Genomic DNA, 13,115 nt, shown 5'->3' with positions numbered 1-13,115 from the left:
CGTCAGTCCGCCTTCGCCTGCCAGTCCCGAACGGTGTCGGCGCCGACGCCGTCGACGTCGGCGGCGAGATCGTCCGGGTCGGCGGATTTGAGATCGTCGACGCCGTCGACGCCGACGTTCTGCAGCTTCTCGGCCGTCTTCTCGCCGATCCCCTCGACCGTCTGGAGCTCCGAGCCCTCCTGGCGGGCGGTGAACTCGCGGTAGTTACAGATCGGACAGCCGAGCTCCCACGGCTCGTCGCCGGAGTGGACCCGGAGGTGCGGGAGGTCGTGTTCCTCGCAGCGCTCGTCGGTGACCTCGATCTCGCCGCGGCGGGGGAGCGGCAGCGAGTAGTCGCAGTCGGGGTAGCGCGTGCAGCCGACGAGCCGGGAGCCGGAGCGGAGGCGTTTGATGGCCAACTCTCCCCCGTGCGTCTCACCGCACTCCGGACACGCACCGATCACCTCGTCCTCTTGATCGTCGGCCTCGTCGGCCTTACACTGCGGGCACCCGTGGACGAACGTCTTCCGGCCCGCGAGCATCTTCACGTGCCGGAGGTCGTGCGCCTCGCAGGTCTCGTCGAGGATGAGCGGCTTCCCGGTGGAGGGGAGCGGGAGGGTGTGCTCGCAGTCGGGGTAGCCGTCACAGCCCACGAAGTACGAGCCCTGTCGGGACTTCCGGACGAGGAGGTCCGCGCCGCACTCGGGACAGGGGCCGAGCGTCTTGTCCGCCTTCAGCGACTTCTGCAGGTGGTCGCCGACCGCGTCGCGGGACTCGGTGAGGTCGTCGAACACGCGGTCGAGCAGCTCGCGGGACGCCTCGGTCACCTCGTCGTACCCCTTCTCGCCGGCCGCGATCGCCTGCATGTCCCGCTCCAGTTGGGCGGTCATCTCCTCGCTGACGATGTGCTCCGCGAACTCCTCGGCCGCCTCGACGACCGCCTCCGCGAGCCGGGTCGGCCGCGGCGGGTCGCTCTCGATGTAGTTGCGGTCGTACAGCTTCTCGAGGGTGCGGTGGCGGGTCGCCTTCGTGCCGACGCCGCGCTTCTCCATCTCCTCGATGAGCCGCGACTGGCCGTACCGGCGGGGCGGCTGGGTCTCCTTCGCGTCCGTGCGGCGGCCGTCGAGCGCGAGCCTCTCGCCGACCTCGACGTCGGGGACGATTCGCTCGTCGCTGGAGCGGTACGGGTAGACCTCGTGGTACCCCGCTTCCAGCAGGCGCTTCCCGTTCGCCTTGAGCCGGAGCCCGCCGTCGGCGGCGAGGTCGGCGGGACCGTCGGCGTCCGCCGGGTTCCGGAGGGCGGCCCGTCCGTCAGCGCCCTCGGCGACCGCGGTCGCCTCGCCGTTCGCGAGCGCGACGACGCGGAGCCGCTCCCACGTCGCGGGCTCGGCGCAGGTCGCGAGGAAGCGGCGGACGATAAGCTCGTACACCTCCCACTCGTCCTCCGAGAGGTCCGACGCCGACGGGAGCTCGCCGGTCGGGTGGATCGGCGGGTGGTCGGTCGTCTCCTCGTCTCCCTCGGTGGGCTCGATCTCCTCCTGGTCGAGGAGGGACTTCGCGTCTTTCCCGAACGTCGAGGCGGCCGAGAGCTCCTCGATCAGCTCGCGGGGCTCCAGATCCTCGGGGTACACCGTGTTGTCCGTCCGCGGGTAGGTGACGTAGCCGGCGGTGTACAGGTCCTCCGCGAGCGACATGGCGCGCTGGGCGGAGTGGCCGAGCGAGCCCGCCGCCCGGATGAACGCCGTGGTGTTGAACGGGGTTGGCGGCTCGTCGGTCCGAGTCCGGCGGCGCACGTCGTCGACGACGGCCTCGTCGGCCGCCGCCAGGGCCTCGGTAAGCACCTCCGCGACGTCGCCGTCCCAGACGCGCTGGGCCTCGTTGCCCTCGTCGTTCAGGTAGAAGTAGCGCGCCTCGAACGGGTCGCCGCCGGACTTCGTCAGCTTCCCGTACAGCTCCCAGTACGACTCGGGATCGAACGCCTGAATCTCGCGCTCGCGGTCGACGATGAGCTTGAGAGTCGGCCCCTGCACCCGGCCGACCGAGATGAAGTCGTCGCCGAGCTGGCGGGCGGACAGCGAGAGGAAGCGGGTGAGCGCCGCGCCCCACGTGAGGTCGATCACCTGGCGGGCCTCGCCGGCGGCGGCGAGGTCGAAGTCGAGCTCGTCGGGGTTCGCGAACGCCTCGGTGACCTCGTTGTCGGTGATCGAGGAGAATCGGACCCGATCGATGGGGGCGTCCTCGTTGACCTCGCGCACCAGCTCGTACGCCTCCTTTCCTATCAGCTCGCCCTCTCGGTCGTAGTCGGTCGCGATGACGACACGAGAGGCGTTCCGCGCCAGCGTACGGAGCGCGGCGACGATCCCCTCTTGAGTCGGCTCCTTGGTGACCGGCGCGTCGATGAGCTCGACCGGCTCGACGTCGCGCCAGTCGTTGTACTCGGCCGGGAAGTCGACCCCGACGACGTGGCCCGAGAGGCCGATACAGCGCTTGCCGCCCCACTTGTACACGTTGACGTCGTTCTTCCGCTCCGTCGTCGCGGACTCGCCGCTCAGGATGTCGGCGATGCGGCGCGCCGCGTTGTCCTTCTCCGTAATTATCAGCTCGGGGCCGCGACTCATTGCACCGGGATACGCCGCTCTCCCGTCTAAAGGTTTCGTGATACAGCCTAAGATCGCCCGCACGCGCGACTGCGCGCGATGACCGGGCGTTCTACTCCTCGTCGTTCTCGTCCGGCTCGGTCGGCACGCCGGCGAGGTTCCCGTCCCCGTCGAACAGCTTGGCGCGGAGGAAGCGCGTCCGGTAGCGGTTCGCGCCCTCCTTCGTATCGGCCTCCCGGATCTCGTCGATCCGGCCGTCGGCGACCGCGTCGATGATGTCTTCGACCTGCTCCTTCTCGCTCGGCGTCAGCTCGAACTCGTAGGTCCGGGGCTGCTCGCTCTCCAGCCGCGTCCACTTACGCGCGGCCGAGACGACGACCGAGCAGGGCTCGCGGCAGGGGAAGGCACCGTCGCCGCCGTCGACGTCGAGGTCGGTCTCGTCGTCGTACTCCCACTCCCGGCGCTTCAGGCACTGCGAGTCGTCGCAGCACGCCTCCGCGACCCAGTTGACGTGCTCGTACCCCTCGCCGCGGTCCCACGTCTTCACGACGCCGTAGATGCCGGACTGCCGCGCCATCGTCTCGCGCCAGTGGTTCACGTCGAGCTCGCCCTCGCGCTCGCGGTGCCAGTTGGCGACCGTCGCGGGGTAGATCGTCTCGACCGCCTCGTAGGCGTCTCGCGGACCGAGCTCGGGGAAGACCCACCCGCCCGCGAGCGACGGCGCGGTCTTGAGGGGACGGTAGCGCCCCTGCTCGTCGTACCTGACGAGGTCGCGGGCGTCGAGCGGGTCCTCGTGGGCGTCGAGCTCGTCGACCGAGACGCCGGCGTCGTCGGCGTGGCGCACGTCGTACCGGCGCTCGCCGCGGTCGGTGAGAGTGGCCGTAATCCGCAGCTCCCCCCACGCGCGCTCGACCCCCTCCGCGAGCGCGGCGTACCGGGTCGCCACCGTCGCGCCGTCGGCGTCCTCCAGCCAGCGCAGGAACGCTCGACGGGGGCCGAACTCGCCGACGACGCGCTCGAAGGCGTACCAGTCCGTGACCGCGGGGGCGCGCTCGGCGAGCGCCTCGTGGAGTTCGCCCTCCGTCAGCCCGGTGCGGCGGTCGCCGTCGGCGAGGACGTACCGGTCCTCGTCGATGTCGCCGCGCAGGTCGGGCGCGACGCTGAACCCCTCGAACCGGAGCGGGTCGCCCGGGGTGTGGTCGCTGAGCGCGTCGAGCACCGCGTCGAAGGCGTCGCTCGGGAGGTCGATGTCGGGGGGCTCGGGAGCGGCCCCGGAGTCCGCCGACTCCTCGGCGGGTTCGGACATCGTCAGTCCCCCGTGGCGACGCGGGTGGTCTCGCGCACGTCGTCGAGCGCGGCACCGAGGTCGGCGCCCGCGTCGGCCGCGCGCTCCAAGACGACGTCGGCCATCAGGGGCTCGGTGCCGACGGCGCCGGCGTACCAGATCCGGGTGCCGTCCACCTCGGTCGGCACGTCGTACCCCTCCGTGTAGTCCTCGCAGAGCCCGACGTCCTCCGGGATGTCCTCCTGGGTGTGGTAGCCGTCGGCGATGAACAGCGGGACGAGGACGACGTCGTCGCTCTCGAAGAACTCGGGGAGGTCGTCGACCTCGGGGTCCTCGTCCATGTACAGCGCGCGCACCTCGTCGAAGCGGTCGCGCTCGGCGATCCGGTCGGCGTGGTACTCGATCGCCTTCGCCGAGTTCTCGTTGCGCTCGGTGCCGTGACCGACGACGGCGAGCCCGAAGTCGTCGCCCACGTCGGGGTCACCGGTGACCGACTCCGCGCGCCGGACGATCACGTCGGTCATCGCGCGGTGCGTCCCCACCGGGCCGCAGTAGTGGACCTCCCGGTCGATGTCCTCGGCGACGAGCGTGGCCTGGTCGGCCGAGAGGCCGTCCGAGTCCCACTCGGCGACGTCCCAGCCGTCGAGCCGGAGCTCGCGCGGGATCACCTGCTCGGTGAAGTACCCCTCCGAGACGAACAGCGGGACGACGTAGATCTCGTCGCCTTCGACGGTGCGGAGCACCTCCCGGAAGTGCGGTTCCTCCTTCCAGAAGCCGGTCTTCACCTCGTCGAACGCGCCGGTGGCGCGGATGGTGTCCGCGTGGTCGTACGTCGGCGCGCTCGACTCCGGATTGAGGTGCGAGCCGTGTGCGACGATGACGAGCGACTGCATACACACGCTGAGGGCGCGCCGCTCTTAGGGACTTCGGCACGTGCGGCGCAACGGGAACGCGACGGCGCCGCGTTCAGCCGAGGGGCGCTCCCCGAGCCCGACCGAAATCGCCATGCCGGCCCGCGCCGCACTCCCGACCATGTCGCTGGCAGCCGACACCCGCGAAGCGGCCCGGGCCCGCCCGTTCGTCCTCGACGCGCTCCGCGCCGGCGTGTTGAACCACAGCGCCGCCGCCGCGTGGCTCGCCGACGAGGCCGACCTCGGCGGCGACGGCGACGCCGACACCGACGCGATCGCGACCGCGCTCCGCCGATTCCGGGAGGACCTCCCGGCGTACGCGACCGCCGAGCGCTCGGCGAGCGTGTCGATGCGGAGCGGGGTCGGAGTGGTCGAGGGGGAGCGAGACACCGACGCCGGCACCGATCCCCTCCTCAGTGCCGGCGGTGCGGCGGTCGTCCCCGAGGGGCGCGACACGGCCATCCTCGCGACCGGGGACGTCGACGCCCGAGCGCTCGCGACCGCCGTCCGCCGCCTCGACGCCGTCGACGTCGACGTCGCGGCCGCGGGGGTCGCCGGGGGCGCGCTCGCCGTCGTCGTGGGACGGCGCGACGGCGCGACCGCGGTCCGGGTGGTCGAGGCGGCGCTCTCGGCGGTGCCGAACGAGTGAGGTGCCTGCGGCCGCGATGTCGACCGTGAACCACGTCCCGGACGAGGCGCTCGCGGCCCTCGACGCGTTCGGCGAGGGACACCTCCGCGGCGACCCCGCGCCGGTCAGCGAGCGGCTCCGCTCGGACCTCCGGCTCCGGATCACGACGCTCGACGACGGGCGGACGGCGCGCTGCCGGTTCGAGACCGAGCACACGCGGACGCCGCCGACGCTCCGGGACCGGGGGTCGTTCCTCGCGACGTACGCGGACGGCGTCGACGACCGGCTCCGCGCCTGGGGGATCGAGCCCCCCGACGCGTACGAGTACGTCGGGACGGTCGACGGCTGGCACCGGTACGCCGGGCGGCTCCGACTCCCGTAAGCGGGCGACCCGCGGCGGACGGGAGCCGATCGGGCCGCGTCGGCGACGCCGGGGCGGCAGACGACGACCGCGATGCCGGGGCGGCAGACGACGACCGCGACGCCGGGGCGCGGGAACGCCGGCGCGGCTTTATTTTCCGCGCGTCCGCAGGCGGTCCCGTGCTGCTCACGACCGCGTTCGTCTTCCACGTGCTCTCCGGCGCGCTGTGGACCGGCGCGACGCTGTACGTCGTTTACGCGACCCTCCCGCGTGCGGCCGACGGGACGCTCGGCCGGGCGGCGTTCGTCGACGCCGCGCACCGGCTCCTCATGGTCACGCGCTGGACCGGCGTCGTCCTTCCCGTCATTGGCGCGTACATGATCTGGGCCCTGTACACGCCGCTCGGCCTCCTCACGGCGAGCGGGCGGGGGTGGGCCGTCCTCGCGATGCTCTCGCTGTGGGGAGTCATGAACGGTCTCGTCGAGCTGGGCGTCCTCCGGATGCGCCGCGAGGTCGACCCGGCGCTCGGCTGGGGCGCGTACATGGCCGAGGGATTCCCGATCGACGCGCTGCCCGGCGAAGGAAGCGCGACAGACGTCGACTTGACCCACGAGACCGGCGCGGCCGACGGCGCTCCCGGCCCCGACGCGGAGCGCCTCGCCGCGGTCGGTCACCCGTACCTGCTCGCGAGCGCCGGCCTCGCCGTGCTCCTGCTCGTCGACGCCGCGCTCCTCGCGGGCGGGCTGCCGACGTGAGTCCGGCCCCGGCCCGGAACGCCCAGCCGACCGCCGTGCGACAGCGTTCGCGCGACCCGCATGCTTTTCTAACGCGCTCTGATAGGTACGGGCGATGAACGCCGTCACGCTCGGTCCCGCCGGCACGTACTCACACCGTGCGGCGCGGGCCGTCGCCGCCGAGGTGTCGTTCCGGGAGTCGGTCACCGCCATCGTCGACGCCGTCGCCTCCGGCGAGTTCGAGCGCGGAGTCGTCCCCATCGAGAACAGCATCGAGGGGTCCGTCACGGAGAGCCTCGACGCGCTGGCCGACTACGACGTCGCGGTCACCCGCGAGGTCGTCACCCCGATCCGACACGCGCTCCTCGCGCAGGAGCCCGAGTTCGGGGTCGTCGCCAGCCACTCCCAGGCGCTCGCGCAGTGCCGCAACTGGCTGGAAGAGCACTATCCGGACGCCGGGCTCGAAGCGGTCGCCTCCACCGCCCGCGGGGTCGAGCGCGCCCGCGAGGACGCCCGCATCGCCGGGATCGGCCACCCGGACAACGCCGGCGACGACCTCGAAATCCTCGCGGAGGACATCCAAGACCGCACCTCCAACGCGACCCGGTTCCTCGTCGTCGCGCCCGCGTCCGCCCGCTCCGACGCGGGCGGAAAGACGACCCTGATCGTCTATCCGAACGCGAACTACCCGGGGCTCCTGCTGGAGCTTTTGGAGGCGTTCGCCGACCGCAACCTCAACCTCTCTCGGATCGAGTCGCGCCCGAGCGGTGAGCGCCTCGGCGACTACCTGTTCCACTTCGACGTCGACGCCGGGCTCTACGAGGACCACATGGCGGCCGCCGTCGAGGACGTCGAGGCCATCGCCGACAACGGGTGGGTGCGCGTGCTGGGCTCGTACGACACCGAACACGTGCTGGAGTAGCGGCTCAGCGTCCGATCGCGAAGCCCGTTCCGCGCCCGGCGCTCTCGGTCCGACGCCCGATCGAAACCGGCAACACTGACGGAGATTTGGGTCTCTTTGATGTGGGATTGCGGTTACTTTCACCAAATAGTTGATTGCATACTAAAACGATCTCTCTGACGGGTATATCCCATGAACGCTAACAGACGGACGGTACTCAGGGGCGTCGGCGCGGGAACAGCGGCACTGCTCGGCGGCGTCGGCGCGGCCGCGGCCAGCCCGCCGAGCGAGGGCAAGACGATCGTCGACGTGGCCGACGACGCCGACGGCTTCGACGTCCTCGTCGCCGCGGTCAAGGAGGCGGGTCTCGCCGGCGCGCTGAGAGGAAACCGCCAGTTGACCGTGTTCGCTCCGACCGACGCGGCGTTCGATGACGCCCTCGAGAGCCTTGGCGCCGACAGTCTTGCTGAGGTCGACGACGAGACGCTAGCCAACATCCTCACCTACCACGTCGTGCCCGGCCGTCGGAAGGCGAACTCGATCGTCAACGCGGACGAAGTGCCGACCCTGAACGGCGCGAAAGTCGACGTCGACGGCACCGACCTCAACGGCGATCAGGCCGATATCGTCGCCACGAACATCGAGGCGTCGAACGGCTTCGTCCACGTGATCGACGGAGTGCTGCTGCCGTAGCGCGGCCGCGAGGCTCGATGGTCCCCGCCGGCGTCACGTGCCCTTCCGTCACCTCGTACGGCTATCCGTGTGTTTATATATCCGACTTCCGATGAGTATGTTCGATGGAGCCGGTGCTCTGGCAGGTGCTGGCAGGAACGCGGGGGGGGCCCAACCGCGCGCGATTGCTCCGGGCGCTCGACGAACGACCGCGGAACGCCAACCAGCTCGCCGAGGACCTCGACCTCGCATACAAGACCGTCAGGCACCACCTCGGAGTGCTGGAGGAGAACGACGTGGTCGAGAGCACCGAACAGGACTACGGCGCCGTGTATCTGCCGACGGAACGCACCCGGAACCACTGGGAGACCGTCGAGGACATCATCGATCAGGTGGAGTGAGTATGACTCGAATCTGGAACGAAGCGATCGACGGAGGAATCGGAGGGGACGCGGAATGACCCTGGTGCTCGACGTGGCGCGAGTCGCCGCCGCGGTCAACGTACTGCTGTTGCTCGTCCTCATCGGCATCTGGGGACGCAACTACCTCGAGATCCGCTCGAAGCACACGCTCGGGTCGGCGGTGTTCGCGCTCTTCCTCCTGGCCGAGAACGTGCTGGCGCTGTTCTACTACCTCAACCCGCCGCAGATGTCGGCGCCGGCGGTCCGGGCGATGATGTACCTCCAGATCCTCGAGTTCGTCGGGATCGCGTTCCTCGTCTACGTGACTTGGGACTGACGTCGGCGGCGCCCGCTCCGCCCTCGTTCCCGCCGCCCTACTCGAACCGGTACGTCGCCCCGTCCGGCCCGTCCTCGATCTCGATTCCCACGTCGCGCAGCGCGTCCCGGAGCTCGTCCGCGCGCTCGTAGTTGCCGGCCGCCCGCTCGGCCTCGCGCACGTCCAGCACCAGCTCGACGAGCTCGCCGGCCAGCTCCACGTCGCCGTCGCTCTCCGTCTCGAACTGGAGCCCGAGCACGTCGCCGCCGAGCGACTCGAACGCCTCGACCGCCTCGCGGAGCCCGCGGTAGTCGTAGGCCGCTCCCGAGTCGCCTCCGTCGGTCCCGCTGTCGCCCGCCCCGTCCACGTGGCGGTTCACGGCGTCCGTCAGCTCTAGGAGGGCGGCGGTCGCCTCGCGGAGGTTCAGGTCGTCGTTCATCGCCGCGGCGAACTCGTCGCGGGCCGTGTCGACCGCCTCGCGGAGGTCGCCGTCTTCGGCCGTCGCGCGGGCCTCAGTCGAGTCGAGCGCGTCGACGGCGCGGTCGTACGTCCGGGAGAGGCGCTCCCAGCGCTCCTCGGCCTCCGCGATCGTCTCCTCGGTGAGCGCCTGCTCGGAGCGGTAGGCGGCGCCGGCGTAGAAGGTCCGGATCACGTTGACGCCGAGCTCGTCTAAGGCGTCCGGGACGGTCCAGAAGTTACCGATCGAGGAGGACATCTTCTCGCCCTCCATCTCGAGGAGACCGACGTGGAGCCAGTGGCGGGCGAACGTCTCGCCGGTCGCCGCCTCGGACTGCGCGATCTCGTTCTCGTGATGGGGGAAGACGAGGTCGCGCCCGCCCATGTGGACGTCGAGGGTGTCGCCGAGGTGCGTCGTCGACATCGCCGAGCACTCGACGTGCCATCCCGGCCGCCCCTCGCCCCACGGGGAGTCCCACGTCTCGCCCTCGGGGACGACGTCGCCGTGGGCGTGTTTCGCGTGCTCGCGCGCGGCGGTCTCGCTCACGCCGCCGGCCTTCCACAGCGCGAAGTCCGAGGGGTTGCGCTTCTCCGACCGCTCGTCCGGCTCGCCCTGCGCCTCCAGTTCCTCGACGTCCTGGTTCGACAGCTTCCCGTACTCCTCGAACGTCGTGACGTCGAAGTAGACGGAGCCGTTCGACTCGTAGGCGTACCCCTTCCCGACGAGGGTCTCCACCAGCCCGCGGATCTCCGGGACGTGCTCGGTGACGCGGGGGTACACCTCCGCGCGCAGGAGGTTCAGCCCGCGCATCGCGTCGAAGGTGGTCGCGGTGAACGCCTCGGCCACGTCGCGCTCGGCGGCCCACTCGTCGCGCTCGCCGACGCGGGCCGTGATCTTCTCGTTGACGTCGGTGACGTTCTCGACGTGACGCACGTCGTAGCCGAGGTAATCGAGCCACCGGTGGAGAACGTCGGCGTGGAACCACAGGCGGGCGTGTCCAAGGTGGGGGTCGTCCGACACCGTCAGCCCGCAGACGTAGAGCGTGACGTCGCCGTCGGCCGTGAACTCGACGCGCTCGTCTGCCAGGGTGTCGGTAACGACGAGACTCATTAACGAATGCTTGCAAAGGTGAGAGTTTTAAACCGTCGGATCGGTCGAGGGTGCGGAGACGAGCGCTCTGACGGCTCGTACACCCGTATATAAATAATCGGTGCTGACACCGGACCGGTAACGGACTCCTCCAACGACCCAGCCGCTCGCCGATACATCGGTGACACCGCGGTGACCGCCCCAAAAGCCCCAGCCGCGACGGCTCGCGCCTCTAGCGGCCGGCGGCGACGCCGCCGGCGACTGCCCTTTTGAGTCCCTCTCGCCCGCTCCGCAACCGCACCTCACGCCTCCCCAGCCTCGTCGGACCGGCGCGTGTCCGCCGGTTCGACTCCCTCGCGCGTGCACCTCGCGCCCGGTGGGCGCTCGGCGGCACGCGCCGACCGCGTCACCCAGTTACACACAGCCGATTCTCACCGCTTTCCGAGCGCCTCCTCGAAGACGCGCTGGGCGCGCTCGTACCCCTCGTTCCGGTCGACGATCGGGTGCGGGTAGTCGGGCGCGAGCTCCTCGCGTTCGCCGTGCGAGAGCGTCGGCCAGTCGACGACCTTCCCGGCGGGCACGTCCCGGAGTTCGGGGACGTACGCCTTCACGAAGCGGGCGCCGTCGTCGTACTTGCTCATCTGACTCACCGGGTCGAAGATGCGGACGTCGACCGAGTCGGTCCCGGTGGAGGCGGTCCACTGCCACGCCCCGTGGTTCGAGGCGTAGTCGTGGTCGATCAGCTGTTTGGTGAAGTAGCGCGCTCCGCGCCGCCAGTCGATCAGGAGGTGTTTCGTCAGGAAGCTCGCGACGACCTGCCGCGGGCGGTTGTGGATATATCCCTCCGCGTTCAGCTGTCGCATCCCGGCGTCGACGAGCGGGTAACCGGTCTCGCCGCGCGCCCACGCCTCGAAGTCGGCGTCGTCGTCGTGCCACGCGATCTCGTTCGGGAACGACTTGTAGTTCGACACCGCCAGGTCGGGGTTGTAGTAGAGCAGGTGGTACATCTGCTCGCGCCACGACAGCTCGTAGCGGTACTTGTCCACGTTGCGGCGCTCGCCGCCCGTCACGGCCTCGTAGACGTCGCTCGCGCCCGCCCACACCTCGCGGATCCCGATCGCGCCGGTCGCGAGGTACGGCGACAGCCGCGAGACCGCGTGCGTGGGCTCCTCCGCGGCGCGCCGGAGGTCGTCGCGGGTGTCGTTGTACGACGTGATCCCGTAATCGAGGAAGTCGTCGAACCGCTCGCGGGCGGCCTCGTACCCCGCCGCGGGGAGGTCGATGTCGGCGTCCGGTTCGGGGACCGTCTTCCCGTCGCGCACGGCCGCCAGCGACTCCGACTCGGGCTCCGGATACGGTCCGGGCTTGGGGACCGCCGCCCAGTCGTCGTGGAACCGACTGTGGTTCGCGTAGCGCTCCTCGAGCCGGGCGGGGTCGACCAGAACGGCGTCGGTCCGCGCGTCGGTCTCGACTCCGACGCCAGCGAGGGCGTCCTCGACCGCGCGCTGGCGGTTGCGCCGAGCGGGGCGGTAGTACTCGTTGTAGAAGACCGTCTCGGCGCCGTGCTCGTCGGCGAGCTCGACGAGGACCTCTTCGGGGTCGCCCGCCCGGACGACGAGGTCGCTCCCGAGCTCGCGGTAACGAGCCTCCAACCACTTCACGTGGCGGAGGAGGAAGGCGCGCTGGCGCGCTCCCACCGTCTCGAACAGGTCGGCGTCGTAGACGAAGACGGGGACGACGGTCCCCGCCCGCGCGGCCGCCGCGAGCCCGGCGTTGTCTCCGGTTCGCGGGTCGCGTCGGTGCCAGAACAGCTGCATGGGATCGGTACGGACTCCACCGGATAGTGTCCTTCGGCCGGGAGCGACGTTCCGGGACGGACGCGACCGCGCTCCACCCGAAATCCACCCGTGTGCTTAAGCCGACGAGCCCGAAGCGTGAGTATGGAGCCGATCGTCGTCGCCATCCTCGTCGGCGTCCCGCTCGCGTGGCTCGTCGGCTTCGCCGCGTACGTCTACGTCGACGCCCCGAAACACGGGATGAACCGCGAGAAGTGGGCGCTCATCGCCTTCGTCGTCCCGCTGTTCGGCCTCTTCGCGTACCTCTTCGAGCGGGACGAACAGTCGTACGACCCGTCCGAAGACCCGTACGCCGGCGGGAGCGACGCGCGCAAGGCCGGCCTCGCGGTCCACGAGCGCCGGCGCGGCGAGAAGGCGCTCGGCCCGGCGGGGACGGAGGCCGACGACGAGTCGGACGCCGAGGACGAGTGGGACGACCCGCCGGGCGTCGACCTCGACGAGGACTGACTCCCGAGCGTCGGTATCGGCTCGGCGATCGCCACGCGCCGGCGAGCCCTCACAGCACGTCCAGCAGCGCCGCCCGCCGCCGGTCGAGGTCGAAGGCGGCGTCCGCGGCGTCGAGGCGCTCCAAGAAGGCGAAGACGTCGGCGCCGGACCGCTCCGCGTGGTCGACGAGCGCCTCGATCGAGGCGCGGTTGAGCGCGAACGACTCCAGCTTGCCGCAGACGAGCGCGAGCGCCGCGCCCGCCTCGCCGTCGGGGAACGCGGAGTCGACCGCGGAGAAATCGGGGTCGGCGGGGGACGCAGAGTCGGACCCGTCGACCTCGACGCCCCCGTCGCTCCCGTCGGCGGCGAACGTCCGCAGACAGCGGGTGCAGATCGCCGTCGTCGCGGCCGGCGCGTGCTCGCGGATCGCGGGCGGGACGACGAACGCGACGAGGTCGGCGTCACAACGGGGACAGGACATGAGAAACGAGATGGATGAGAC

14 protein-coding genes are annotated in these 13,115 nt (G+C 70.8%); 8 read left to right on the top strand and 6 right to left on the bottom strand.

All coding sequences use genetic code 11. The annotated features are described in order from the left end of the window. Positions 1 to 2 precede the first annotated feature (2 nt). The 3 genes from DJ74_RS08470 to DJ74_RS08460 all read right to left on the bottom strand — a co-directional run bounded on the left by DJ74_RS08470 (position 3) and on the right by DJ74_RS08460 (position 4,754). Positions 3 to 2,597: a DNA topoisomerase gene (locus tag DJ74_RS08470; protein WP_094526961.1), complete on the bottom strand. Its 2,595-nt coding sequence runs from the start codon at positions 2,595 to 2,597 to the stop codon at positions 3 to 5. A gap of 91 nt (positions 2,598 to 2,688) precedes the next feature. Continuing rightward, on the bottom strand, positions 2,689 to 3,882 hold the full coding sequence (locus tag DJ74_RS08465) for a DR2241 family protein (RefSeq protein WP_094526960.1): 1,194 nt from the start codon (positions 3,880 to 3,882) through the stop codon (positions 2,689 to 2,691). A gap of 2 nt (positions 3,883 to 3,884) precedes the next feature. Next, positions 3,885 to 4,754: a CbiX/SirB N-terminal domain-containing protein gene (locus DJ74_RS08460; protein ID WP_094524276.1), complete on the bottom strand. Its 870-nt coding sequence runs from the start codon at positions 4,752 to 4,754 to the stop codon at positions 3,885 to 3,887. 139 nt (positions 4,755 to 4,893) lie between these two features. Between DJ74_RS08460 and DJ74_RS08455 the strand changes: the two genes are divergently transcribed. From DJ74_RS08455 to DJ74_RS08425, 7 genes are all read left to right on the top strand, one after another. Next, positions 4,894 to 5,421, top strand: a complete 528-nt coding sequence (locus DJ74_RS08455; protein WP_094526959.1) for a hypothetical protein — start codon at positions 4,894 to 4,896, stop codon at positions 5,419 to 5,421. 16 nt (positions 5,422 to 5,437) lie between these two features. Further along, the gene (locus tag DJ74_RS08450) at positions 5,438 to 5,782 is read left to right on the top strand and encodes a hypothetical protein (protein ID WP_241881439.1); all 345 of its coding nucleotides are present in this window, start codon (positions 5,438 to 5,440) and stop codon (positions 5,780 to 5,782) included. A 158-nt stretch (positions 5,783 to 5,940) separates the two neighbouring features. Beyond that, a complete protein-coding gene (locus tag DJ74_RS08445) occupies positions 5,941 to 6,516 on the top strand; it encodes a copper resistance protein CopD (protein WP_094526958.1) in 576 nt (191 codons plus the stop codon). A gap of 94 nt (positions 6,517 to 6,610) precedes the next feature. Further along, a complete protein-coding gene (gene pheA / locus DJ74_RS08440) occupies positions 6,611 to 7,417 on the top strand; it encodes a prephenate dehydratase (RefSeq protein WP_094524274.1) in 807 nt (268 codons plus the stop codon). Positions 7,418 to 7,588: 171 nt separating this feature from the next. Then, positions 7,589 to 8,089, top strand: a complete 501-nt coding sequence (locus DJ74_RS08435; RefSeq protein WP_094526957.1) for a fasciclin domain-containing protein — start codon at positions 7,589 to 7,591, stop codon at positions 8,087 to 8,089. Positions 8,090 to 8,193: 104 nt separating this feature from the next. Continuing rightward, positions 8,194 to 8,469, top strand: a complete 276-nt coding sequence (locus DJ74_RS08430) for a winged helix-turn-helix domain-containing protein (RefSeq protein WP_094524272.1) — start codon at positions 8,194 to 8,196, stop codon at positions 8,467 to 8,469. A 55-nt stretch (positions 8,470 to 8,524) separates the two neighbouring features. Continuing rightward, positions 8,525 to 8,806: a hypothetical protein gene (locus DJ74_RS08425; RefSeq protein WP_094524271.1), complete on the top strand. Its 282-nt coding sequence runs from the start codon at positions 8,525 to 8,527 to the stop codon at positions 8,804 to 8,806. A 37-nt stretch (positions 8,807 to 8,843) separates the two neighbouring features. Here the strand turns inward: DJ74_RS08425 and cysS are convergent, their stop codons facing one another. Then, positions 8,844 to 10,352, bottom strand: a complete 1,509-nt coding sequence (cysS, locus tag DJ74_RS08420) for a cysteine--tRNA ligase (protein ID WP_094526956.1) — start codon at positions 10,350 to 10,352, stop codon at positions 8,844 to 8,846. A 410-nt stretch (positions 10,353 to 10,762) separates the two neighbouring features. Next, positions 10,763 to 12,148 carry a deoxyribodipyrimidine photo-lyase gene (locus DJ74_RS08415; protein WP_094526955.1) on the bottom strand — a complete coding sequence of 462 codons (1,386 nt, stop codon included), beginning with the start codon at positions 12,146 to 12,148 and terminating at the stop codon, positions 10,763 to 10,765. A 123-nt stretch (positions 12,149 to 12,271) separates the two neighbouring features. On the opposite strand from DJ74_RS08415, the gene DJ74_RS08410 reads away from it, so the two are divergent. After that, positions 12,272 to 12,634, top strand: a complete 363-nt coding sequence (locus DJ74_RS08410; RefSeq protein ID WP_094526954.1) for a PLD nuclease N-terminal domain-containing protein — start codon at positions 12,272 to 12,274, stop codon at positions 12,632 to 12,634. A 49-nt stretch (positions 12,635 to 12,683) separates the two neighbouring features. Here DJ74_RS08410 and DJ74_RS08405 read toward each other — a convergent pair whose 3' ends face one another. Continuing rightward, positions 12,684 to 13,094, bottom strand: a complete 411-nt coding sequence (locus tag DJ74_RS08405; protein WP_094526953.1) for a DUF6276 family protein — start codon at positions 13,092 to 13,094, stop codon at positions 12,684 to 12,686. Positions 13,095 to 13,115 lie beyond the last annotated feature (21 nt).

It is taken from the genome of Halorubrum sp. Ea8 (genome assembly GCF_002252925.1).
Lineage (GTDB): Archaea > Halobacteriota > Halobacteria > Halobacteriales > Haloferacaceae > Halorubrum.
Note: the sequence above shows the minus strand (reverse complement) of the source record. Positions and strands in the feature narration are given on the sequence as shown.

Coding starts and splice junctions, on each gene's coding strand:
- DJ74_RS08415 (WP_094526955.1), bottom strand. CDS start 12,148: ATGCAGCTGTTCTGGCACCGACGCGACCCGCGAACCGGAGACAACGCC.
- DJ74_RS08410 (WP_094526954.1), top strand. CDS start 12,272: ATGGAGCCGATCGTCGTCGCCATCCTCGTCGGCGTCCCGCTCGCGTGG.
- DJ74_RS08465 (WP_094526960.1), bottom strand. CDS start 3,882: ATGTCCGAACCCGCCGAGGAGTCGGCGGACTCCGGGGCCGCTCCCGAG.
- DJ74_RS08430 (WP_094524272.1), top strand. CDS start 8,194: ATGGAGCCGGTGCTCTGGCAGGTGCTGGCAGGAACGCGGGGGGGGCCC.
- DJ74_RS08450 (WP_241881439.1), top strand. CDS start 5,438: ATGTCGACCGTGAACCACGTCCCGGACGAGGCGCTCGCGGCCCTCGAC.
- pheA (WP_094524274.1), top strand. CDS start 6,611: ATGAACGCCGTCACGCTCGGTCCCGCCGGCACGTACTCACACCGTGCG.
- DJ74_RS08455 (WP_094526959.1), top strand. CDS start 4,894: ATGTCGCTGGCAGCCGACACCCGCGAAGCGGCCCGGGCCCGCCCGTTC.
- DJ74_RS08405 (WP_094526953.1), bottom strand. CDS start 13,094: ATGTCCTGTCCCCGTTGTGACGCCGACCTCGTCGCGTTCGTCGTCCCG.
- DJ74_RS08460 (WP_094524276.1), bottom strand. CDS start 4,754: ATGCAGTCGCTCGTCATCGTCGCACACGGCTCGCACCTCAATCCGGAG.
- DJ74_RS08425 (WP_094524271.1), top strand. CDS start 8,525: ATGACCCTGGTGCTCGACGTGGCGCGAGTCGCCGCCGCGGTCAACGTA.
- DJ74_RS08435 (WP_094526957.1), top strand. CDS start 7,589: ATGAACGCTAACAGACGGACGGTACTCAGGGGCGTCGGCGCGGGAACA.
- DJ74_RS08470 (WP_094526961.1), bottom strand. CDS start 2,597: ATGAGTCGCGGCCCCGAGCTGATAATTACGGAGAAGGACAACGCGGCG.
- cysS (WP_094526956.1), bottom strand. CDS start 10,352: ATGAGTCTCGTCGTTACCGACACCCTGGCAGACGAGCGCGTCGAGTTC.